The 21,270-nt window shown below is 66.7% G+C and carries 26 protein-coding genes; 15 read left to right on the forward strand and 11 right to left on the reverse strand.

All coding sequences use genetic code 11. The features are described from left to right. From AB4Y43_RS37970 to AB4Y43_RS37980, 3 genes are all read right to left on the reverse strand, one after another. A partial coding sequence (locus tag AB4Y43_RS37970) for an enoyl-CoA hydratase-related protein (RefSeq protein WP_368730100.1) occupies window positions 1–153 on the reverse strand: 153 nt, incomplete at its 3' end. 19 nt (window positions 154–172) lie between these two features. Beyond that, the gene (locus tag AB4Y43_RS37975) at window positions 173–1,897 is read right to left on the reverse strand and encodes an AMP-binding protein (protein ID WP_342946717.1); all 1,725 of its coding nucleotides are present in this window, start codon (window positions 1,895–1,897) and stop codon (window positions 173–175) included. Window positions 1,898–2,006: 109 nt separating this feature from the next. Then, on the reverse strand, window positions 2,007–3,140 hold the full coding sequence (locus AB4Y43_RS37980; RefSeq protein ID WP_368616663.1) for an acyl-CoA dehydrogenase family protein: 1,134 nt from the start codon (window positions 3,138–3,140) through the stop codon (window positions 2,007–2,009). 178 nt (window positions 3,141–3,318) lie between these two features. Between AB4Y43_RS37980 and AB4Y43_RS37985 the strand changes: the two genes are divergently transcribed. From AB4Y43_RS37985 to AB4Y43_RS37995, 3 genes are all read left to right on the forward strand, one after another. Next, window positions 3,319–4,377: an AraC family transcriptional regulator gene (locus AB4Y43_RS37985; RefSeq protein ID WP_368730097.1), complete on the forward strand. Its 1,059-nt coding sequence runs from the start codon at window positions 3,319–3,321 to the stop codon at window positions 4,375–4,377. A gap of 74 nt (window positions 4,378–4,451) precedes the next feature. Continuing rightward, window positions 4,452–4,727, forward strand: coding sequence for a DUF4148 domain-containing protein (locus tag AB4Y43_RS37990; protein ID WP_069261736.1), 276 nt, complete (start codon window positions 4,452–4,454; stop codon window positions 4,725–4,727). A 335-nt stretch (window positions 4,728–5,062) separates the two neighbouring features. After that, window positions 5,063–6,364, forward strand: a complete 1,302-nt coding sequence (locus tag AB4Y43_RS37995) for an NCS2 family permease (RefSeq protein ID WP_069261735.1) — start codon at window positions 5,063–5,065, stop codon at window positions 6,362–6,364. Window positions 6,365–6,681: 317 nt separating this feature from the next. Here the strand turns inward: AB4Y43_RS37995 and AB4Y43_RS38000 are convergent, their stop codons facing one another. Both AB4Y43_RS38000 and AB4Y43_RS38005 read right to left on the reverse strand, forming a co-directional pair. After that, window positions 6,682–6,972, reverse strand: a complete 291-nt coding sequence (locus AB4Y43_RS38000) for a DUF1488 domain-containing protein (protein ID WP_069261734.1) — start codon at window positions 6,970–6,972, stop codon at window positions 6,682–6,684. Between the two features lie 343 nt (window positions 6,973–7,315). Further along, the gene (locus AB4Y43_RS38005) at window positions 7,316–7,537 is read right to left on the reverse strand and encodes a DUF2964 family protein (RefSeq protein ID WP_069261733.1); all 222 of its coding nucleotides are present in this window, start codon (window positions 7,535–7,537) and stop codon (window positions 7,316–7,318) included. Window positions 7,538–7,793: 256 nt separating this feature from the next. Between AB4Y43_RS38005 and AB4Y43_RS38010 the strand changes: the two genes are divergently transcribed. The 3 genes from AB4Y43_RS38010 (at window position 7,794) to AB4Y43_RS38020 (ending at window position 11,318) form a co-directional block, all read left to right on the forward strand. After that, on the forward strand, window positions 7,794–9,764 hold the full coding sequence (locus tag AB4Y43_RS38010; RefSeq protein WP_069261732.1) for a sigma-54-dependent Fis family transcriptional regulator: 1,971 nt from the start codon (window positions 7,794–7,796) through the stop codon (window positions 9,762–9,764). A 100-nt stretch (window positions 9,765–9,864) separates the two neighbouring features. Then, on the forward strand, window positions 9,865–10,995 hold the full coding sequence (locus tag AB4Y43_RS38015; RefSeq protein WP_069261731.1) for a VIT1/CCC1 transporter family protein: 1,131 nt from the start codon (window positions 9,865–9,867) through the stop codon (window positions 10,993–10,995). Continuing rightward, a complete protein-coding gene (locus AB4Y43_RS38020) occupies window positions 10,992–11,318 on the forward strand; it encodes a 2Fe-2S iron-sulfur cluster-binding protein (protein WP_069261730.1) in 327 nt (108 codons plus the stop codon). Before AB4Y43_RS38015 ends, AB4Y43_RS38020 begins: the two co-directional genes overlap by 4 nt. Window positions 11,319–11,402: 84 nt before the next feature. On the opposite strand, the gene AB4Y43_RS38025 is transcribed toward AB4Y43_RS38020, so the two are convergent. Beyond that, a complete protein-coding gene (locus AB4Y43_RS38025; RefSeq protein ID WP_069261729.1) occupies window positions 11,403–11,693 on the reverse strand; it encodes a DUF4148 domain-containing protein in 291 nt (96 codons plus the stop codon). 389 nt (window positions 11,694–12,082) lie between these two features. On the opposite strand from AB4Y43_RS38025, the gene AB4Y43_RS38030 reads away from it, so the two are divergent. Continuing rightward, a complete protein-coding gene (locus tag AB4Y43_RS38030; protein WP_069261728.1) occupies window positions 12,083–12,346 on the forward strand; it encodes a DUF4148 domain-containing protein in 264 nt (87 codons plus the stop codon). A gap of 113 nt (window positions 12,347–12,459) precedes the next feature. Here AB4Y43_RS38030 and AB4Y43_RS38035 read toward each other — a convergent pair whose 3' ends face one another. The 4 genes from AB4Y43_RS38035 to AB4Y43_RS38050 form a co-directional block, all read right to left on the reverse strand. Further along, window positions 12,460–12,843, reverse strand: a complete 384-nt coding sequence (locus tag AB4Y43_RS38035; RefSeq protein WP_069261727.1) for a hypothetical protein — start codon at window positions 12,841–12,843, stop codon at window positions 12,460–12,462. A gap of 127 nt (window positions 12,844–12,970) precedes the next feature. After that, the gene (locus AB4Y43_RS38040) at window positions 12,971–13,165 is read right to left on the reverse strand and encodes a YqaE/Pmp3 family membrane protein (protein ID WP_069261726.1); all 195 of its coding nucleotides are present in this window, start codon (window positions 13,163–13,165) and stop codon (window positions 12,971–12,973) included. Between the two features lie 45 nt (window positions 13,166–13,210). Next, window positions 13,211–13,405, reverse strand: coding sequence for a DUF1653 domain-containing protein (locus AB4Y43_RS38045; protein WP_069261725.1), 195 nt, complete (start codon window positions 13,403–13,405; stop codon window positions 13,211–13,213). A gap of 114 nt (window positions 13,406–13,519) precedes the next feature. Then, a complete protein-coding gene (locus AB4Y43_RS38050) occupies window positions 13,520–14,188 on the reverse strand; it encodes a TetR/AcrR family transcriptional regulator (protein ID WP_368730098.1) in 669 nt (222 codons plus the stop codon). Window positions 14,189–14,267: 79 nt separating this feature from the next. On the opposite strand from AB4Y43_RS38050, the gene AB4Y43_RS38055 reads away from it, so the two are divergent. Both AB4Y43_RS38055 and AB4Y43_RS38060 read left to right on the forward strand, forming a co-directional pair. Continuing rightward, entirely contained in the window at window positions 14,268–14,891 is a 624-nt protein-coding gene (locus AB4Y43_RS38055; RefSeq protein WP_368616657.1) for a glutathione binding-like protein, read from the forward strand. A gap of 91 nt (window positions 14,892–14,982) precedes the next feature. Further along, a complete protein-coding gene (locus AB4Y43_RS38060; RefSeq protein WP_069261722.1) occupies window positions 14,983–15,195 on the forward strand; it encodes a hypothetical protein in 213 nt (70 codons plus the stop codon). Between the two features lie 16 nt (window positions 15,196–15,211). Here the strand turns inward: AB4Y43_RS38060 and AB4Y43_RS38065 are convergent, their stop codons facing one another. Beyond that, a complete protein-coding gene (locus AB4Y43_RS38065; RefSeq protein ID WP_069261721.1) occupies window positions 15,212–15,937 on the reverse strand; it encodes a GntR family transcriptional regulator in 726 nt (241 codons plus the stop codon). A gap of 216 nt (window positions 15,938–16,153) precedes the next feature. Between AB4Y43_RS38065 and AB4Y43_RS38070 the strand changes: the two genes are divergently transcribed. From AB4Y43_RS38070 to AB4Y43_RS38095, 6 genes are all read left to right on the forward strand, one after another. Beyond that, window positions 16,154–17,425, forward strand: a complete 1,272-nt coding sequence (locus tag AB4Y43_RS38070) for a cyanate transporter (protein WP_368616656.1) — start codon at window positions 16,154–16,156, stop codon at window positions 17,423–17,425. A gap of 235 nt (window positions 17,426–17,660) precedes the next feature. Beyond that, entirely contained in the window at window positions 17,661–17,993 is a 333-nt protein-coding gene (locus tag AB4Y43_RS38075; RefSeq protein WP_141710545.1) for a hypothetical protein, read from the forward strand. Between the two features lie 410 nt (window positions 17,994–18,403). Beyond that, window positions 18,404–19,090, forward strand: a complete 687-nt coding sequence (locus tag AB4Y43_RS38080) for an NAD(P)H-dependent oxidoreductase (protein ID WP_342946729.1) — start codon at window positions 18,404–18,406, stop codon at window positions 19,088–19,090. A gap of 357 nt (window positions 19,091–19,447) precedes the next feature. After that, window positions 19,448–19,663 (forward strand): transcriptional regulator, encoded by a 216-nt coding sequence (locus tag AB4Y43_RS38085; RefSeq protein WP_069261717.1) that lies wholly within the window; start codon window positions 19,448–19,450, stop codon window positions 19,661–19,663. A 63-nt stretch (window positions 19,664–19,726) separates the two neighbouring features. Continuing rightward, window positions 19,727–20,677, forward strand: coding sequence for a ferritin-like domain-containing protein (locus tag AB4Y43_RS38090; protein WP_342946730.1), 951 nt, complete (start codon window positions 19,727–19,729; stop codon window positions 20,675–20,677). 33 nt (window positions 20,678–20,710) lie between these two features. Beyond that, the coding region (locus AB4Y43_RS38095) for an amidase family protein (RefSeq protein ID WP_368730099.1) at window positions 20,711–21,270 on the forward strand (560 nt) is incomplete at its 3' end.

A 21,270-nucleotide genomic window follows, 5' to 3' on the forward strand; every position in this document is an offset into this window, starting at 1 on the left:
GATGACGACCGCGCGCACCTGCGGCTCGCGGTCGAACGCCTCGATGACCTGCTGCAGCTGACGCAAGCCGTCGACTGTAAAGGCATTCGCGGGCGGTCGCGAAAGCGTGAGCAGGGCCACCGCGCCCTCATGCGCGTACTCGAATTCGATCATTTCGGACTCCGTGTGGATATCAGCGCAGCTCGGGGAAATCCTCTTCCCAATACTCGTCGGGCTGACGCGCGGGTTCGGCGCTGCGCTCCATTTCGCGCCGGCGCAGCTCGACGCGGCGGATCTTGCCCGAGATGGTCTTGGGCAGGTCGCTGAACTGCAGGCGGCGAATGCGCTTGTACGGCGCGAGCTTTTCACGCGAGAAGCGGAACACCTCGCGTGCGAGTTCGGGGCCTGCCTCAAAGCCCTGACGCACGATGACGAAGGCCTTCGGCACGGACAGGCGCAGCTCGTCCGGACTCGGCACGACCGCGGCCTCGGCAATCGCCTCGTGCTCGATCAGCACGCTCTCCAGTTCGAACGGGCTCAGGCGGTAGTCGGACGACTTGAACACGTCGTCAGCGCGGCCCACGTAGACGTAATAGCCGTCGTCGCGAAGCAAAGCGACATCGGACGTGTGGTAGTAGCCGTTGCGCATGGCGTATTCGCTCGCCTTTGCGTTGTTCGCGTAGCCCGTCATTAAGCCGAGCGGACGCTGCGCCGAATCTCGCCCAATCGGCAGCGCGATTTCGCCCTCGCTTGCGGGCTGATCGTCGGCATCGACGAGTTCCACGCGGTAGCCCGGCAGCGGCCGTCCCATCGAACCCGCTACCACGGGCTGCCCCGGCGAATTGCCGATCTGGCAGGTCGTTTCGGTCTGGCCGTAGCCGTCGCGGATCGTAATGCCCCACGCGTGACGCACGCGCTCGATGATCTCGGGATTGAGCGGCTCGCCCGCGCCCACGATCTCGCGCAGCTTCACTGCATAGGTTGCGAGCGGCTCCTGCACGAGCATGCGCCACACCGTGGGCGGCGCGCACAGCGTGGTCACACCGCATTGCACGATGGCGGCGAGCGTGTCTTTCGGCACGAAGCGCGCGTAGTTGTAGACGAACACGCAGGCCTGCGCGTTCCACGGTGCGAAGAAGCAACTCCACGCATGCTTGGCCCAGCCCGGCGAACTGATGTTCCAGTGGATGTCGCCGGGCATGAGGCCGATCCAGTACATCGTCGAAAGGTGGCCTACGGGGTAGCTCTCATGCGTGTGTTCGACGAGCTTGGGCTTCGAGGTCGTGCCCGAGGTGAAATAGAGCAGCAGCGGGTCGGCGGCGCGCGTCGGGCCGTCGGGTTCGAACGCGGGGCTCGCTTCGTACGCGCGCGAAAGGTCGATCCAGCCTTCGCACGCACCGGGCGCCGCGCCTACCGCGATGCGCTTCACGCTCGGGTCGAGCGCATCGAATTTGCCGAGTTCGGCGGCGTCCACGACGACGCAGCGCGCGCCGCCCGTTTCCACGCGTTCGCGCACGTCGTCGGGCGAGAGCTGCGTCGTGGCGGGCAGCACGATGGCGCCCAGCTTCATCGCCGCCAGCATCACGTCCCAGAGTTCGACGCGATTGGGCAGCATCAACAGCAAGCGGTCGCCTCGCGCCACACCCTGCTCGCGCAAAAAATTCGCCATGCGCGACGAACGCTCCGACATCTGCGCGAACGAATAACGCGTGCCGCCGTCCGCGAGGTCGTCGACGATCCAGAGCGCCGGGTTGTCGTTGCCGCGTGCCATCACGTCGAAGTAGTCGAGTGCCCAGTTGAACGTGTCGAGCTTCGGCCACGCGAATTCGTCGTACGCGCGTGCGTAGTCGGTGCGGTGACGCAGCAGCAGCTCGCGTGCGTCGATGAAGGCCTGCGCGGAAGGGGTGAACCCGGTCATCGTCGTCTCCTGTCGAGCCGGAGTTGGTGCAATGCACTTGCTCCGGTCCCATGCATAGCTATGGCGCATAAGCGCTCGCTTTTTATTGCTTCGTCTTCCTCACTTCACTTCAAAGCTGCCGTGCAATCACCATCCTCTGCACTTCGCTCGTGCCTTCGTAAATCTGCGTGATGCGTGCATCGCGGTAGTGACGCTCCACCGGATAGTCGTTCAGGAAGCCGTAGCCACCGTGAATCTGAATCGCGTGCGAGCACACTTCCTCGGCCATTTCGGAAGCATAAAGCTTGGCCTGTGATGCCTCGGAAAGACACGGCTTGCCAAGCGTACGCAGCCGCGCTGCATGATGCACGAGATGACGCGCGGCGTTGATGCGCGTATGCATGTCAGCAAGCAGGTTGGCCACGCTCTGATGCTTGATGATGGGCTCGCCGAACTGCACGCGTTCGTGCGCATAGGCACGCGCCGCATCGAAGGCCGCGCGCGCGATCCCCAGCGCCTGCGCCGCAATGCCAATGCGTCCGCCTTCGAGGTTCGCAAGCGCGATCTTCAGCCCTTCGCCGCGCTGCCCAAGCAGGTTCGCTTCGGGAATCGCACAGTCGACGAGCGAGATCGGGCAGGTGTCCGACGCGCGGATGCCCATCTTCTTCTCATGGGGCCCGACGTTGAAGCCCGGCGTTTCGGTCGGCACGATGAACGCGGAAATGCCGCGCTTGCCGGCGTCGGGATCGGTCACGGCGAACACGATGGCAATGTTCGCGCGCGAGCCGTTGGTCACGAACTGCTTGTTGCCGTTGAGCACCCACTTGCCGTCGCGCAGCTCGGCGCGCGTGCGCAGGTTGCTCGCCTCGGAGCCTGCCTGCGGCTCTGTGAGGCAAAACGCGCCGATCAGCTCGCCGCTCGCGAGCTTGCCGAGCCAGCGGTCCTTCTGCGCGTCGGTGCCGAACTGCAGGATCGGCCCGCAGCCCACCGAGTTGTGCACGCTCACGAGCGTCGCGCACGAGGCGCAGCCGGCCGCGATCTCTTCCATGGCGAGCGCGTAGGCCACGTAATCGGTGTACGAGCCGCCCTGCTCCTGCGGCACGATCATGCCGAGAAAGCCCAGCTCACCCAGTTGCTTGACGACCTCGTCGGGCAGCTTGCCGTCGCGATCCCATTGCGCCGCATTCGGCGCCAGTTGCCCGCTCGCAAAGTCGCGCGCGGCGTCGCGAATCATGCGCTGATCGTCGGTATAGAACTCGTCCATGTGTGTCCCCTTCCTGTGTCTCTTGCGCTTGCCTTCCACTTTGGCGCGATGCGGCCCCGGCGGCAAGGCTTACGAAAAGTGTAGGCACGCGAGCGGCCGTATTCGATGCCCGCCACGCTCAAAGTCGCTGATCGGATTTACCATGTCGGCTGCGATCACCCCTTTGGGAGGCGGTTCTATGCAACCGGCGAGAACCCAGACACTGAGCGAAAAAGGCACGATCTCGATGAGCCTCGTGAACGAGACGCTGGCGCTGGCGCGCGCGGGCGGCCTCGAAACCGCGCCACTCACGGATGCCGCCGGCATCGCGCCGGCCGTGCTGCTCGCGCCCGGCGCGCGCGTGAGTGCGGCGCAATACGGCCAGTTGTGGTCGGGCATCGCGCGCGCGCTCGACGACGAATTCTTCGGCCAGGATTCGCACGCGATGAAAAGCGGCAGCTTCATCGCCATGACGCACTCGGCGCTTGGCGCCAGCACGGGCCGCCAGGCGCTGCAGCGCGCCGTGCACTTCATGCGGCTCGTGCTCGACGATCTCTCGGGCGAGATCGACATCGACGCCACGCGCGTGCGCGTCACGCTCTCGCACCGCGCGGGTAAACCCACGCCCACCCTGTTCGCGTACGCGACCTGGTTCATCCTCGTCTACGGGCTCGTGTGCTGGCTCGTGGGGCGCCGCATTCCGCTTCTCGCGGCGCGCTTTCGCTGCCCGCAGCCTGCCGCCGCGCACGAATACCAGCTCATGCTCTGCGACGACATGGCATTCGATCAGCCGGCCACATGGTTCGAATTCGCGCCCGGCTTTCTCGAACTGCCCGTGATCCAGACCGCCAGCTCGGCGCGGGCGTTTCTGCGCAACGCGCCCGGCAACTTCGTCGTGAAGTACCGCAATCCGGGCTCGTTCGCGGCGCGCGTGCGACGCGCGCTGCGCGCCCTGCCCGTCGCCGCGTGGCCCGACGCCGACGCCATCGCGCAGCGGCTGAACGTGGCGCCCGCCACGCTGCGCCGGCGGCTGAGCCAGGAAGGCCACAGCTGCCAGTCGATCAAGGACGAATTGCGCCGCGACCTGGCAATCGCGGCGCTGCAGGAGCCGGGCCGCCCGGTCGCCGATGTCGCCGCCGCTGTGGGGTTCGCGGAGCCGAGCGCGTTCCATCGGGCGTTCCGCAAATGGACCGGACAGCGCCCGACCGACTACCGCACGGCAAGCAACCGCCAAGACGCTTCGAAGCACCGCGGGTAGCCCTCGATCCCCCTTTGAGTTAATGAGATAGCGCCTATACTTTTAGGGTTATCCCTAATACGAAAGGCCTTGCCATGAACTCCCTTCCGCGTGTGACGCTCGGCGTCCTCGCCGCAGCGTGCTGCTTCGCGTCGGCTGCGGCGGTGGCCCAACCGTACGATCCCTCGCAACCGCTGACTCGCGCCCAGGTCCGGGCGGATCTGATCGAATGGCGGCAGGCGGGCTACGATCCGCTCGACTGGATCGACTACCCGGAAAACGCGCAACGCGCGGGCGCGATCGTCGCGCAACGGCGCGCGGCGCGCGGCGGCGCCGGATATGGCGCTCCCGCCGGTCAAATGCAGCAGTAATCGCTTGATTGCAGGACAGGCCGCAGTCACCCGGCACCAGGCGAAGCAACGCCCGGCGCCTGCGAGCGGTCGTGTCCATTTCCTCCCGCCACGGGCGCGATTCGCCGCGCCTTCTCACGCTGGCTACCGCAACGCGCGCTGTTGTACCCGTTCCACGCTCACGACGGCTTTTCTGCGCTCGACGGACAATTGTTTACAATCGCGCCCGTAGCCGCGCGCTGCGGCATGCGCGCGTGTGCATGGGCACGTCAAGGACCTGCCTGCGCCGACTACACGCAAGACACCACACCAACAAGCAGCGAACAACCCGCTCGACTCTCAAGGGCCCGATCTTCATGGACGCCATCAAACGCTATTTCGGTTTCGAAGAAGCAGGCACCAACCTGCGCACCGAAGTGCTCGCCGGTATCACGACTTTCCTCACGATGGCTTACATCATCTTCGTGAATCCGGCCATTCTCGGCGACGCCGGCATGCCGAAGGAAAGCGTATTCGTCGCGACCTGCCTCGTCGCGGCGCTCGCCTCGCTCGTCATGGGCCTCTACGCGAACTACCCGATCGCGCTCGCGCCCGGCATGGGCCTGAACGCGTATTTCGCCTATACGGTCGTGAAGGGCATGGGCTTCACGTGGCAGGCCGCGCTCGGCGCGGTGTTCATCTCCGGGTGCCTGTTCTTCATCGTCACGCTGCTGCGCGTACGCGAGGCCATCGTCAATGGCATTCCACATTCGATCCGCGTGTCGATCACGGCGGGTATCGGTCTGTTCCTCGCGATCATCTCGCTGAAGACCTCGGGCGTGGTGGTCGGCAGCCCGGCCACACTCGTCGAGCTCGGCAACCTGCACGATCCGCACACGATCCTCGCGATCATCGGCTTCTTCGCGATCGTCACGCTCGACGTGCTGAAGGTGCGCGGTGCGATCCTGATCGGCATCGTGGGCGTCACGATTCTCTCGTTCTTCTTCGGCGGCAACCAGTTCCACGGCATCTTCTCGCCGCCGCCGTCGATCATGCCGACTTTCGCGCAGCTCGACATCAAGGCAGCGCTCTCCACGGGCGTGCTCAACGTGGTGCTCGTGTTCTTCCTCGTCGAGCTGTTCGATGCGACCGGCACGCTGATGGGCGTGGCCAACCGCGCCGGCCTGCTCGTGCACGGCAAGATGCACCGCCTGAACCGCGCGCTGCTCGCGGATAGCACCGCGATTCTCGCGGGCTCGGTTCTCGGCACCTCGTCGACCACGGCGTATATCGAAAGCGCCTCGGGCGTGCAGGCGGGTGGCCGCACCGGCATGACCGCACTCACCGTGGCCGTGCTGTTCCTCGCGTGCCTGTTCGTCGCGCCGCTCGCGGGCGTCGTGCCGGGCTACGCCACGGCGCCGGCGCTACTCTACGTCTCGTGCCTGATGCTGCGCGAACTCGCCGATCTGCCCTGGGACGACGCGACCGAAGTCGTGCCCGCCGCTCTCACGGCGCTTGCCATGCCGTTCACCTACTCGATCGCCAACGGCGTGGCGTTCGGCTTCATCTCGTATGCGGGCCTGAAGCTCCTCACGGGCCGTGTGCGCGACGTGAAACTGATCGTGTGGATCATCGCCGCCGTGTTCCTGTTCCGGTTCTTCTATCTCGGCAACGCGTAAAAGCAAAAGGGTGGCTTCGCGCCACCCTTTTTGTTTTGATACGCCGCTGCCGCCCCCTCAGCATCAAACTACTTCCCAGCCGCATCACTGCCCCGCACGGCACGTGCTTCTTATCATAGGGAGCTATCGTCAGATTCCCTGCACACAGGAGCCGCCGCGTGGCAACGTACTCCGCCGCATCCGAACGCTACACGAAACCCGCCATCTTCCAGCGGCAACGCGGCAACCGCGTAAACGAACGCCGCGCCCCAACGGGCGCGGCAAGCAAACTCAGCTGATCGGAAAGCGCCCGCGTCCTGCGGGCGCTTTTTTGTCGACTACGCGTTGGCGTGCGCCTGCACGAAACGCACGTAGCCGCTGCGCAGCACGAGACACTGCGCACGTGTTTCGGAGAGCAAACGGCGCGCGCAGGCCTCGATGCGGTCGCGATGATGGTCGAACGCGCTGAGCATGTCTTCGGCGCGCGGCGAAGCCGCCCCGAAGTGATCTTCCAGCGCCGCCGCCGTGATCAGACACTCCACCCGCTCGCCATCGATCATCGCCGGAAACGCCAAGGTGAGGTCTGGGCCCGAGTACTCGGGCACCTCTTTCGGAAACATGATCTGCATGGGGGTCGCCTTTGGTGGAGGGTGAAAAGGCCGCGTTCAACCGCCTTCGGGCTGCCCCAACCTGGTGCCTGACAACACCCGATCCGGCTCGCGCGGATCAACACCAACCCTTGCAAACTACACGTTCGCGCAGGTTGATTTGATTCACTTTAGACGACTTCCTGCCGCCCGCAAGGTCGACGTTGTCACATGCCTGAAATAGCCGGCGGCGGCGGCGTCCGGGCCCTGTTTCGCGGGTGCAGCAAGCGCGTGCGCCGTTGCGCGCACGGATACTCTCCTCCCGGCCCTGCGCCAACGCGCTGCGCCGGTTGCCGCATCGCACCATGCGCGCCACCCAGGCGCGTCAGGATTCGCGATGCCGGTGCTGTTCGAGAGATTCGAGGTCTTTCGGGTGCAGGGTGAGCATCACCACGAACGCGACGACCCCAAGAGCCACGGTCACCATTCCGGAGAGCACGACGTTGTCTTCGTCGAAGATCAATCCGTCAATCGCATACCCGAGGCCAAAGAGCGCAACGAACGTGGCGAGCACCGCCACCACGATCCTCAATTCGCCGTGCACCATGACGAACTCCGCTATTCAGCGGGGGCGCGACGCAAATGCGCCCTCACCTTCATCATGGCACTCGCGCCAGTAAACGCAAGACGCAGTTGAGGCGGCGCCCGCGCGGCTGAAACCGCTGCCTTTAACACGGCTTCAACCCGGCTTCAACCCGAATTGGCAGCCGCCGCGTTTCCTGTACCATGAACTGCCCCAGAGGCCCCGCTCGCGCACCCATGTTGCGTCGCAGCGTAGCGCCCAAAAACGACTGGAGACACGAGTGACCCGACGCCCCGTCACGCCGCACGACGCGGCCCGCGCGGACGCCATCGCGCAGGCTCACGCGCGCTCGCGCGCACTCGGACTGCGCGCCACTGAAGCGCCCGACTTCGACGCGCTCGCCGCCGCCGACCTGCGCGAACTGATCGACACGAACCGCACGCTCTATCACCAGGCGCGTCCCGTCATGGACGCCTTGCACGCGCAGATCGTCGATACGCAGAGCATGGTGCTGCTTACCGATCGCAACGGCGTGATCCTCCATAGCTGCGCCGACAGCGACTTCGTCGAGAAAGCACAGCGCGTCGCGCTGCGCCCGGGCGTTTCGTGGGCCGAGCAGCATCGCGGCACGAATGCCATCGGCACGGCGCTCGTCGAAGGCCAGCCGACCACGGTGCATGCGGGCGAGCACTTTCTGCGCGCCAATCACATCCTCACCTGCTCGTGTGCGCCGATCGCGGATCCGTATGGGCGCACGCTTGGCGCGCTCGACGTGAGCGGCGAGTCGCGCGGTTTTCACAAGCACACGCTCGCGCTCGTGCGCATGTCGGCGCAGATGATCGAGAACCATCTGTTCAACACCGAATTCGCCGATGCCATCCGGCTCCAGTTTCATGCGCGCGCCGAATTCATTGGTACGCTCTACGAAGGATTGGCCGCATTCTCGGCCGACGGCACGCTGCTCTGCGCGAACCGCAGCGCCCTGTTCCAGTTCGGCGCACCGCTCGCCGAACTGCAGCAGCGCGAGTTCGCGGCGCTCTTCGGTCAGCCGTTCGCGGCGTTCATGCAGCAGATCATGCGCGCGAGCGGCGAGCCGCTCGCGCTCGCACTGCCAAGCGGCGTGCGCGTGATCGCGCGCGCCACGCCCGGCGCGGCCATGTCGGGCGTCCCTACGTTCGCGCGCAGCGCCGCAGCCGACACGTCCCGCTCGCCCTTCACGCCCGCGCCCTCCCAGGCGAAAGCGCCCAACGCCGCCGACTCCGCGCCGCAGCCCACGCTCGCCGACCTCGACACCGGCGACGCGCGGCTCGCCGCCGCCCTGCAGCGCGTGGCGCGCGTGCGCGGCCGCGACATTCCGGTGCTCGTGCTCGGCCGCACGGGCACCGGCAAGGAATGGCTCGCGCGGGCGCTGCATCGCGATTCGCCGCGCCGCGACGGGCCGTTCGTCGCGCTCAACTGCGCCGCCCTGCCCGACACGCTGATCGAAGCGGAGCTGTTCGGCTACGAGGACGGCGCGTTCACGGGAGCGAAGCGCCGCGGTAGCGCCGGCAAGATCGCGCAGGCGCATGGCGGCACCCTCTTTCTCGACGAGATCGGCGACATGCCGCTCGCGCAACAGGTGCGGCTCATGCGCGTGTTGCAGGAGCGCGCCGTCGTGCCGCTCGGCGGTACGCGCGCGGTGCCGGTGGATTTGCGCATCGTCTGCGCGACGCACCGCGACCTGCGCGCGATGATCGCCGAAGGCACGTTCCGCGAGGATCTCTACTACCGCATCAACGGCCTCGTCGTCACGCTGCCGGCGCTGGCCGAGCGCACCGACCTCGACCCGCTCGTCGCCCGCATGCTCGAGATTGTGCGGCGCGAGGTGCCGGGCGCGCCCGCGCGTCTGACACCGGCCGTTCGGGCGTGCTTCGCGCGCTGCCGCTGGCCGGGCAATCTGCGTCAGCTCGCGAGCGCGCTGCGCACGGCGGCGATCATGGCCGAAGGCGAAGACGCCATCGACATGGAGCATCTGCCCGAAGACCTCATGCACGATTGCGATCCCGCGAGCGACTGCGCGCAGCCGTGCGCCGATGCCTCGACGGAAGACCAGGCGAGCGACACGGAACGCGAGCCCGCGCGCCTCTCCGTCTGGCAGTCGCGGCTCATCGAGGAGACCCTCGCGCGCCACAGCGGCAATGTATCGGCGGCGGCTCGCGAACTCGGGCTCGCGCGCAACACGGTCTACCGGCATCTGCGTCAGCGCCGCTGAGCGTACCGGCCCGACAGGAGCAAGGCGGGCGTCGACGCGCGGCTTCTGGCCGCTGCCGCGCCAGGGTAAGCTTGGCAGATAACTTCCCGCACCGCGCGCCATGGCCTCCGCTCAGGAAATCAACCGCTTCCGGCGCAATCTCGCCGACGAACTCGACAGCGCCGCCGTCTACGACACGCTATCCGCGGTCGAGAAAGACGACGAGCGCCGCCGCATCTTCGCCGATCTCGCGGCCTCCGAGCGCGAGCACGCGAGCGTCTGGCGCGAGAAGCTCGCGGCCAACGGCGTCACGCCCCGGCCGCATCGGCGCAGCGCGAAAACCCGCCTGCTGCAAACGCTCACGCGCACGTTCGGCCCTTCACTCGTGCTGCCCACCGTCGCCGCTGCCGAGTACGCCGACCGCGACCGCTACGCGCACGAGCCCGGCGCCGAGAAGCTTTCGGCCCAGGAGCAGCAGCACGCGGCCATCGTGCAGGCGATTGCCGCGAAGAAGCGCGAGCCCGAACACGGCCACGGCGAAGCGATCGGCGCGGCCGAGTCGTGGCACAAGGGCGCGATGGCGGGCAACGACCTGCGTGCGGCGGTGCTGGGGGCGAACGACGGGCTCGTCTCGAACTTCTGCCTGATCATGGGCGTGGCGGGCGCGGGCAGCGTCAATCGCACGATTTTGCTCACGGGGCTGGCGGGCCTCGTGGCGGGCGCCTGCTCGATGGCGCTCGGCGAATGGCTCTCGGTGACCAACGCGCGCGAGCTTGCGCGCACGCAGCTTGCGAAGGAAGCCGACGAACTCGAACACACGCCGGACGCCGAGCGTCACGAGCTTGCGCTCATCTATCAGGCGAAGGGCGTCGATCCTGAAGAAGCGCGCCGCGTGGCCGCCCAGATCATGCGCAACAAGGACGAGGCGCTCAATACGCTGGCGCGTGAGGAGCTTGGCATCGATCCGAAGGAGTTGGGCGGCAATCCGTGGTCGGCTGCCGCCGTCTCGTTTTGCCTCTTCTCGCTCGGCGCGGCGTTTCCAACTGCCCCTTTCCTGTGGGCGCACGGCGTCACGGCCATCGCGCAGTCGGTGGCGCTGAGCGCGTGCGGGCTCGCCCTCGTCGGCGTGTTCACGTCGCTCTTCAACGGGCGCAGCGCGACGTTTTCGGCGTTCCGGCAGATCGTGATCGGACTCGCCGCGGCGGCGTTCACGGCCGGCGCGGGGCGGCTGCTCGGAGTGTCGCTTTCATGAGCGACGTGAACCGCGAAAGCTTGCAGGAGGGCCCGCCGCACGTGCCCGTGGTCCGCGTGGAGCCGCTCGGGCGCAGCTTCGAAGCGCCGCCCGAGCTGACCTTGCTGGAAGCGGCGGCGTTCGAAGGCATCCGTTTGCCGCGCATGTGCCGCAACGGCACCTGCCGCGCCTGCCTGTGTCGCGTAGTGAGCGGCGACGTGAGCTTCACGATCGAGTGGCCCGGATTGAGCCGCGAGGAAAAAGCCGAGGGCTATGTGCTGACCTGCGTGGCCGTCGCGCGCACGGATCTCGTGCTCGACGTGCCGGAGGCGGAAGCCATGTAGCGGCAACAAAACGCCGCGCCCAAATGCGAAACGGCCCGCGAAGCGAATTCGCGGGCCGTTTTTATCTGCTGACTGCCGAAAGACTTACTGGCCGCCGAAGTAGACCGATTGCGGACCGGTGCGAGCCGCTTCCGACACATAGCGAGCGCCGGCAACCGACGTCGAGTTGCTCACGCCGCCGAACGAGCCGTCGGTCTGGGCGACCGGCGCGGCCGCCTGCGGGGCGACTGCCGCCTGATTGCGGCTCGTTTGCTGGAATTCGACGAGTTGCTGGCGCACTTGCTCGCGGGTCAGACCTTGATCGGCCTGGGCAAAAGCGGCCAGCGGAGCAGCCATGGCAACGGTAAGGGCAACAGCCTTGAGAAGCGACTTCATGATGACAACCTCCGGAATTATTTAGCATCGATGCGCAACGACGGTGCATACCCTGTCGTGCTCGGCCGGCTCGCTGCGATTCGCCGCATCGGCTGGCTGTGAGTGGATTCTAGGCAAGCGCCACAGCCGGATACAGACCGTTTCGGGCGAATTGGAATTACGGATTTCGCAATAATCCGGCGAGATTTCAGGGCCGGATAATCCGCGGCCGTCCGGCCTTATTGCAAGCACGTCGCGCAACCCTTCAGGAATTTCCGAACCCGATTGTTGCCGCCAGAAGAACACTGAATTCGCTTTCCAGGTATTTACCCTTACCCTCCGACCACATACATTGACCAGATGGGCCCCGCCGATGCGATGGCTCCCCACAAAAACATCGGAGGTTAGTCATGAATTCGTTTCTGAAGGCAGCTGTGCTTGCCGCCATCGTCGCCGTGCCCGCCGCTGCGTTCGCGCAGGCACAACCCCAGCAACAACCCGTGACCCGCGCCGAAGTTCGCGCCGATCTCGCGCAACTGCGCGCCGCCGGCTACGATCCGAGCGACTGGATGCACTATCCGGAAAACATTCAGGCTGCCGAAGCCAAGGTCGCAGCGCAGCGCGCGACGGCTTACGGCCCGTCGACGAACGGAACGTCGCAGTCGAGCCAGTAAGTTTCGCGACAACCCCGGCTGTGACGCCGGGTTCTCGTGCAAAGCATCAGGCCCGCCCTCGTGAGAGTGGCGGGCCTGATTCGTTTTGAAGCGATTTTCCGACTCGGCGTGGATCAACGGCCGCCCGGTCCGCCGCCACCGTGACCGCCACCGCCGTGGCCTCCGCCACCATGACCGCCGCCGGGGCCGCCTCCATGACTACCGCCCGGCGGCCCCCAAGGTCCGCCGTGACCGCCACCGTGACCAACCGGGCCGCCCCCGTGCCAACCACCGCCGCCGCCGTGCCAGTCGCCGCCGTGATAATCGCGACCGCCGCCACCGTCCCAGACGCCGATATTCACGCTGCCATATGTGGGCGCATAGCCCGGCGCGTAGCCGCTGTAATAGCCGGTGGAGTACGGCTGGCCATAGCCGCCGTAACCATAGTCGTAGCCCGGGGCCACCGCACACCCGGCGAGGAGCGCGATGGCGCCCACCGTGAGAACGAACTTGAACATAGCTGACTCTCCTTTCTATTTGTAAGAAAGAAAAATCAGCGTTAAGTTCTTATTGAATTGTGAGCACGCGTTAGCGTTGTAACGCGCAACGCGCCTCCGAACGGCGCGTAGACGCCCGCTCAGGGATTTAACCGCGGCGGCCGAGCGCGTCCTCTATTTTCCGGTCGGTCTTGAACTGGCTGAGTGAATACACGGCCCAGATCGCGGCCGGAATCCAGCCGATCAGCGTGACCTGCAGGATCAGGCAGACGATGCCCGCAATCGGACGCCCAATGGTGAAGAACAGGAGCCAGGGCAGAATCAGCGCAATCAGTAAACGCATTCGGCGAAACCCTCAAAAGCGTGGAAGAGACGAGTGTGAAAAGAATCAGTTGACGGGCGCGAAGCGCGGCACGAGTCCGCCTTCATACTCGACGAGTTCGAAGAACACGGTGGAGGGTCGCGTCCAGATCGTACCGTTCGCCGCGCGATACACGATCATCGTGACGGAAGGATCCGATTCGAGCGTCGCCTCGCAAACCAGTTCGTAAATGCCACCCTTGTAGTGCCTGTAGCGCACCATCGTGTTCCCCTCTTCGAGTGCGCAAGCCGTCCCTGCGCGACTGCGCCAGTGTAGCAAGGGAAAGCGGCGTGCGGACCCGTCTGGAGGACGCCGGCAGCAACGTTCAGCGTGACATCACTTCGCGCGGCGCCGCGCCGCACGCGCATCGGCCGCCGTCGGCGCTTCGCCGCAGATCAGCGCGACGCCCGCCACCGCCATGGCGCGCAGCGAGGCCCGCGAATCGCCGGCCCGCGCGCGCAGCGCCATGCTATGCAAGAACGCCGAGGCGAGGCGCGCGAGCATCGGCGCGCTGGCGTCGGGCGGCAGTTCGCCTTGCGCGAGCGCCGCCCGCAGGCGCCGCTCGAAGGCCTTGTCGAATGTGCACAATCCAGCGGCAAGACGCTCGCGCACCGCCTCGTCGTTGACGGCTTCCACCGCCGCCGTGCCGATCAGCAGGCAGCCGCGCGCCGCGTCGTGCGCAGGCAAATACCAGCCGAGCGCGCCGTCGAATACGCGCATCAGCGCCTCGCGCAGCGGCACTGCGCTGTCAAGCGCGGACTCCATCGCCGTGCGCCCCGCTTCCACGTAACGCTCCATAGTCTGCAGATAGAGCGCGTGCTTGTCGCCGAATGCGCCATAGAGGCTCGGCCGGTTCATGCCGGTCGCCTCGCTCAAGTCGTCGAGCGAAGTGCCTGCGTAGCCGTTGCGCCAGAACGTATCGCGCGCGCGGGCGAGCGCCTCGTGCGGATCGTAGGCGCGCGGCCGCCCGCGCGGGCGGCTATCCTTTTTTGTACTGGATTGCATAGAAATATTGGATCGGCGATTTTTGTTCACTATAGTACAAAAATTCAAAAAAGCCCGAAGCCCGCAAAGGAGGAAGACGATGGAACTGTATTTCGCCCCGCTGGCGTGCTCGCTCGCCACGCGCATCGCGCTCTACGAGGCAGGCGCGCAGGCCCGCTACATCCAGGTCGATACGCTCACAAAGCAGCTCGCCGAAGGCGGTGACTTCTTCGCAGTCACCGCACTCGGTCAGGTGCCGGTGCTGCGCGAGGACGACGGCTGGACGCTCACCGAAAACTCGGCGGTGCTGCCGTGGGTGGCCGACCGTTTTCCCGAAGCGCGGCTCGCACCGCCAGCGGGCACACGCGAGCGCGCGCGCCTGCAACAATGGCTAGGCTTCATCGGCACCGAACTGCACAAGGCCGTGTTCGTGCCGCTGCTCGGCAAGGACGTGGACGAGGCCGTCAAGGCATATGCGCGCGGCAAGATACCGCGCCGTTTCGGCTTGCTCGCGCATCATCTCGACTCGCGCACCTTCCTGCTCGACGAATTCAGCGTGGCGGACGCCTATCTCGTGACCGTGCTGAACTGGGCGCCGTACGTGGGCATCGATGTATCGCAATGGGAGGCCGTCGCGACCTACGCGCAGCGCGTGCGCGAGCGGCCCGCCGTTGCGAGAGCCTTCGCCGAAGAGTACGAGATATTCAAGCGCACGCGGCACTGAGGCGCGCTTTACCGGGCATTTTTTCTCGCCCGGCAAGCGTTTTTTTGTCGTGCGATAACGTTGCGGTCGCCACATTCGCCGGAGCCGCACCATGGCCACGCTCGAAGCCTTGCGCATCGTCCTCGACGACCCGCATACGCCCGAAATCATCCGCAACCACGTTATCGACTCGTTGCAGTACGCGCTGCGCAATCATGGCCAGGTATTCGCCGCGAAAGAGATTGAATGGCTCGCCACGTGGGACGATGCGCGCATTCCGCTCGCGGCTTCGAAGGAGTTGCGCCGACGCGTAGACCAGGGCTGACGTTTGCCCCTTGCTTTCAGCCGTTCGTGAGATCCGCGAACACCGTCTTGAGATCGCGTCCGGCGCGCGCACGTGCCTGCTGCACCACCCGCTCCTCCAACTCGCCCAGATGCGCACGCATCGTGGCGAGCGCGGCCGCGAGGTCCCCCGCCTCGAGCGCCTCGATGATCTGCGCGTGCTCGTCGGGTGCGCACATCGACGCCTTCGACGGATCGAACAGGGCCTTGTAAAGCTCCGTTTTCGCGACCAGTTGCGCCAGCGCTTCGACGAGCGCGGCGCCGCCCGCCTGCTCGGACAGCAGCAGATGGAACTGCCCCGCAAGGCGTACCGCTTCGTCCACGCGCGCCTCGCGCAACGCCTTCTTCTCGCTGCGCACGTGAGCCGCGAGCTTGCGCCGCATCGCGGCGTCGAGCGTGCCGCACAGACTCACCATCACGCCCGCTTCGGCCACCTGGCGCGCGCGGTACACCGCGCGGATGTCGTCCTCCGAGGGCGACGGCACGAACGCGCCGCGATTGGGTTCGAGCACGAGCTTGCCCTCGTAGCCGAGGCGCGCCAGCACTTTGCGCAACGCGCCGCGCGTGCAGCCGAACGCCGCCGCGAGTTCGCGCTCCACCAGTTGCTGGCCCGGCGCGAGCTTGCCTTCGAGCAACGCGGAAGAAATCGACGCATAGACACGCGCTTCGATATCGGACGGTTCGTCGGTATCGCGGGGCGGAACGTGGCGGGAGGATTGAGCCATGGGCAGGCGCGCTAGCTGGGTCGGGTCGATGGGTCAGGTCGCATTGTAGCGAGCGGCATGGCGAGGCGATATAAACCCGCGCCCATACTCGATCGTCCATGCCGGGCATAGCGGGTCGAGCCAGATTGTTGACAATTATTGCGTATAATGGTCAACCGTTAAGCTGCAAAAAGGTTGACCGCATTGAACCCTCAAACCCGCTCCAATGATTTCCGGATGCCGTCCGGCGAATCGGCCAGCGTGCTTGCGTGGTATGCCGCGATCGTCGCGATCGGCCTGAATCTGCGGCCGCTGCTCACCTCGATCAGCCCGCTCATGACGACCATTCGCAACGACACCGGCCTGAGCTTCTACGGCGCTTCGCTGCTCACGAGCCTGCCTGTCGTCGCGATGGGCCTCGGCGCGTTCGGCGCCGGCCTGCTCGCGCGCCGCCTCGGCGAGACGCGCGGCGTCGCGCTCGGGCTCGTGGCGATTGCGGCGGCATGCGCGGCCCGCGCGTTCGCCGCCAGCGGCGGCGCGCTCATGCTCACGGCGGCCGCGGCCGGCGCGGGCGTCGCGGCCATCCAGGCGCTGCTGCCCGCCGTCATGAAGCAACGCTTCGCCGCGCGGGTGCCGCTCGCAATGGGACTGTTCTCGGCGTCGATCATGGGCGGCGGCGGGCTGGGCGCGAGCCTGAGCCCGCTCGTCGCACGCCTCAGCGGTTCGTGGCATGTGGGACTTGCCGTCTGGGCATTGCCGGCGCTGGCCGCGCTCGCGATCTGGGGCGTGTTGAACGGCGGGTCTGGAGCAGGTCGGCACGCGCAGCACGCCGCCACCGCACCCTCGCAGGCGCATGCCGACACGGCAACGGCGCCAGTCTGGCGCAAGCGCCGGGCGTGGACGCTCGGGCTGCATTTCGGGCTCGTCAACGGGGGTTATACGAGTCTCGTCGCGTGGCTGCCCGCCTACTATCAGCAGCACGGCGCGAGCGTCGAAGCGAGCGGCTCGCTGCTCGCGGCGATGACGGTGTTCCAGGCCGCCAGCGCGCTGCTCCTGCCGCTCGCCGCGGCGGCGTTCACGGACAGGCGTCCGTGGCTCGTTCTGGGCCTGTGCGGCCAGCTCGTCGGTGTGATCGGCCTCGCCGCGTGGCCCGAGGCCGCGCCGCTGCTGTGGGTCGCGGCGGCGGGCGCGGGGCTCGGCGGCACGTTCTCGGTCACGCTCGTCACGGCGCTCGACCATTGCGCGGATCACCGCCTTGCCGCGCGCCTCGTCGCCTTCGTCCAGGGTCTGGGCTTCGTGATCGCCGCGCTCGCCCCCATCGTGGCCGGCCGCGTGCGCGACCTCACGGGCGGCTTTACGGGCGCGTGGATCATGCTCGCCGTATCGATCAGCGCGATGATCGTGCTCACGCTCGCGTTCTCGCCGCGCAGCTACGGGCGCTGGCTCGGCGTCCACGGGCCGGCCGCGGAGCGAGCGATCGCACGAAACCGGGCGGCGCTCGACGCCTGAACCGCCCGCAAACGCCAGACTGAGCGCCGGCGCAAGCCTCGTAAGGCCGCGGCGCGCCCATGCAACACATCGCCCGCAGCACGTCGTGAAACGTTTGCATAAGCGCCTGTATGAATGTACAGTGCGTGGCAGCCGGCCGTTCGTGCCGCCCGGTCGCCGTACCGGGTTACGCCGCCCCATCGCGCCCCGGCGCATGGCGCGGCCCCGGCCTGTACATCGAAACGGAGAACACGACGTGCGATTCTTCATCACGGGGACCTTGCTGGGCGTCCTCGCGTCCACCGCGATCGCCGGGGAACACTACATCGAGATCTGGAATCCGCCGGAAGCGCGCACGCCCTCAGCGCATGCGAGCAATGCCGGCAAGAAGGCGCATCACGGCACGAAGCACAAGCTGGCCTCCACCGACAAACTCACCACTCGCAAGGTCGCCGAACCGGCCGTGCGCGCTCCCGCGCCCACGCTGCCGGCCACGCCGGGCACCCCCGCGCGCACCGCGCCGGGCAACGGGACCCTGCCGGAAATTCCGCCGCAAATCGGCCCCGACGGCAACGTCCTCACGGTTTGAGCTAGCGCGCAGCCGCAGTCAGCGGCGCAAAACACGACCTACAGTGCGGCACGCAGCTGCCGCGACGTGGCCTCGAAGACCTCGAAGCGCCGCCCGTTCCCGTCTCCAGAAAAAAAACAGCCCCGTCACCGGAGAAGTGCGGGGCCGAATCCCATGTCAAGGAGATGTCATGGAGGAGACGGCTTCATCTTAGCCACGGCCCGCTGCGCGTCCAACCAATGGTTTCGCATATGCATTTCGGGCGCATGGCGCCGCGCAACGTAGCGCCGCCGGCATATGGATAGAACAAAAAGTCGTTTCGCGCCGCTCGGCGCGATCTCTAAGATGACCCTTTCCAGGCCTGCAGGCTTCGTGGCGGCGTCACCCGATCACCCACGAGCCAGGTCTCATCGCATTTCAGGGAGCCCCCCTTGAGCATTTCCGATTCGCAACGCCGCCCGCTCGTGGTGGGCATCGGCGGCACGACGCGCGCCGCCTCGTCGACCGAGCGCGCGCTCGCTTTCGCGCTGCGCGGCGCCGAAGACGCCGGCGCGCGCACGCAGTTGTTCGGCGGCACGTTCCTGCACACGCTGCCGCACTACGCGCCCGAAGACCCCGTGCGAACCGACGCCCAGCTCGAGCTGATCGAAGCCGTGCGCGCCGCCGACGCCGTCATCATCGCGACGCCCGGCTATCACGGCGGCGTATCCGGGCTCGTGAAGAACGCGCTCGACACGCTCGAAGAACTGCGTGCCGACAACCGCCCATACCTGGACGGCCGCGCAGTGGGCTGCATCGTCACGGCCTATGGCTGGCAGGCCGCGGGCTCGGTGCTGACCTCGCTGCGCTCGATCGTGCACGCGCTGCGCGGCTGGCCGACACCGTTCGGCGCGGGCATCAACACGCTGGAGACACGCTTCGAGAGCGCGCTGCAGTGCTCCGACGCCAAGGTCGCCGAACAGCTCGCAACGGTCGGCCGCCAGGCGGCGCAGTTCGCGCTCGCGTTCGGCGGCCAGGAACATCGCGCGGCGCCGCCGGCGAGCGCGTTGAACAGCGTCGGCGGCGCGCAGGCCGCCAACGCGCCGCGCACCGAAAAACGTCTGAGCCTCGCGGTCTGACACGCTGCCCGACCTCTGCCGCCTGGCCACCCGCCCGCGCGTCGAACGTGCGGGGCGGGAAACGTTCCCTAACCCACATTGCCGGCGTCGCGCGGCGCAGATCACGTGCGCCATCCCACAGACGCTGCATTTCGTCCGGTCCACATTGAAGCCGGATTCACCCCTCGCCTCATCCGGATCATCCTGCTGACCGCTCCAGGCCACACGTGATTTGCTTGCGACGAATGATTGGTTCCATCGACATACGGCGGCTCATACGCTGGTCCGTGTCGGTACCGTGAGTGGACAGCAAAACACCCGCGCCACTGAAAACGAGAACCCGAGCAAATCAGCAGAAGATCAGCAGGAAGCGCGGCCATGAACACTTCATTACGCTACAAAGGCTACGTCGTCGCCCCCAGCGCGCGGCAGCTCCCGAACGGCCTTTTCGCCGCCAATCTCACCATTGGCACGCAGCCGGGCGCGCAGCATTCGTTCGACGAACTCGATTACTTCTTCGACGAAAGGCACGCGCTCGCCTACGCCTGCCGCTGGGCGCGCATGTGGATCGAGCAGCAGCGCCGCTGCGCGTGAGGGCGCATGCTTCCTTACGGTTGTGACAGAATAGGAGTCATACCCCCTTCCCGTTAGATGCTCATGTCCGAAACCCTGACGCATCCGGACGAAGGCGCAGCCTTCATCTCCGAGCAGGACGCCGCGCTGCGGCGCTGGACTCACGGCACGCCAGGGCCCATCAAGATCGGATCGGACGAACATCGCAAGATGTTCTGCCGGATGCTGCTCGACACCCACGATCCCTACCGCCCCGCCGTGCTCGACTGGCCGAAGCTCGAGCCCGATGCGCTCGGCCGCCTCACATCGCTGCCGATCTGGGACATGGCGGTGCAGACCGAAGGCCGCGCCTCGATCCGCGTGCTGACTTACGCGCAAACCCTCAGCGACCCGCTGCTGCGCGAAGCAATCGAAATGGACGCGGCCGAGGAAGCGCGCCACAAGGTCGTACTCTCGAATCTCGTGCAGGCCTACGGCATCGAACTTGCGCCTGAACCCGAATACCTGCCGCCCAAAAAGGCGGAATGGGCATGGATGTTCACCGGCTATAGCGAGTGCATCGACAGCTTCTTCGCGTTCGGCCTGTTTCGCTCGGCGCAGCGCTCGGGCTTTTTCCCGCCAGACCTCGTCGAAACCTTCGAACCGGTGATCCAGGAAGAGGCGCGCCACATCCTCTTCTTCGTCAACTGGGTGGCGTGGTATCGCAGGACCATGCCCTCGTGGCGCAGGCCGTGGCACACCGTGCGCGTCGCCGCCATCTGGTTCATGCTGGTATGGGAGCGGCTCGCGATCGCACGAGGCATCGACGCCAGCGGCAATACGCGCGACTCGAATTTTCTGCCCGCGAACCGCGAGGTACTGGGCGACGCGCTCGAACCGCGCGAGATGATCGAACTCTGCCTCGAAGAAAACGACGCGCGCATGAGCGGCTACGACGCGCGCCTCTTGCGGCCGACGCTCGTGCCCACGCTCGCACGCTTCGCGCTGCGCCTCTTGAAGAAGTCGCGCCGCAACGTAAAACGCACGCGTTGTTAGCATGGCTGTATAGCCGCACGAGGAGAACGCTGCATGACCTGGACTGTCGACCAGCAACTGGAATTGAGCGCAACGCAAGCCGTCGAGGCCATCCAGGCCGGACAACTGAAGGCCGCCGACTACGTCGCCACGCTGCTGGCGCGCGCGCAGGCGCTCTCCAACCTCAACGCCCTAACCGTGCTCGACGTGGAAGGCGCGCTCGCCACCGCGCAGCGCATCGACTCGCTCGGCGCCAGCGAGCGCGCGCGTCTGCCGCTCGCCGGGCTGCCCGTAGTCGTCAAGGACAACATCAATACGCGCGGCCTGCAGACCTCGGCGGGCACGCCCGCGCTCGAAGGCTTCGTGCCCGCGCGTCACGCGCCTTCGGTGCAGCGCCTCGTCGATGCCGGCGCGATCCTGCTCGGCAAGGCCAACATGCACGAGCTGGCGTTCGGCATCACCAGCACGAATCTCGCGCCGCATGCGGGGCCCGTGCCCGGTAATCACGGCGTCGAGCAGCGCGACATCGGCAACCGTGCGCCCCATCGGCCCGACCGTATCGCGCGTATGGCTGATCGGCACGACGGCCTGCGGGTCGTGATAGCGGCGTTGCG

The organism is Paraburkholderia sp. BR10872 (assembly GCF_040965835.1).
Classification (GTDB): Bacteria; Pseudomonadota; Gammaproteobacteria; order Burkholderiales; family Burkholderiaceae; genus Paraburkholderia; species Paraburkholderia nodosa_A.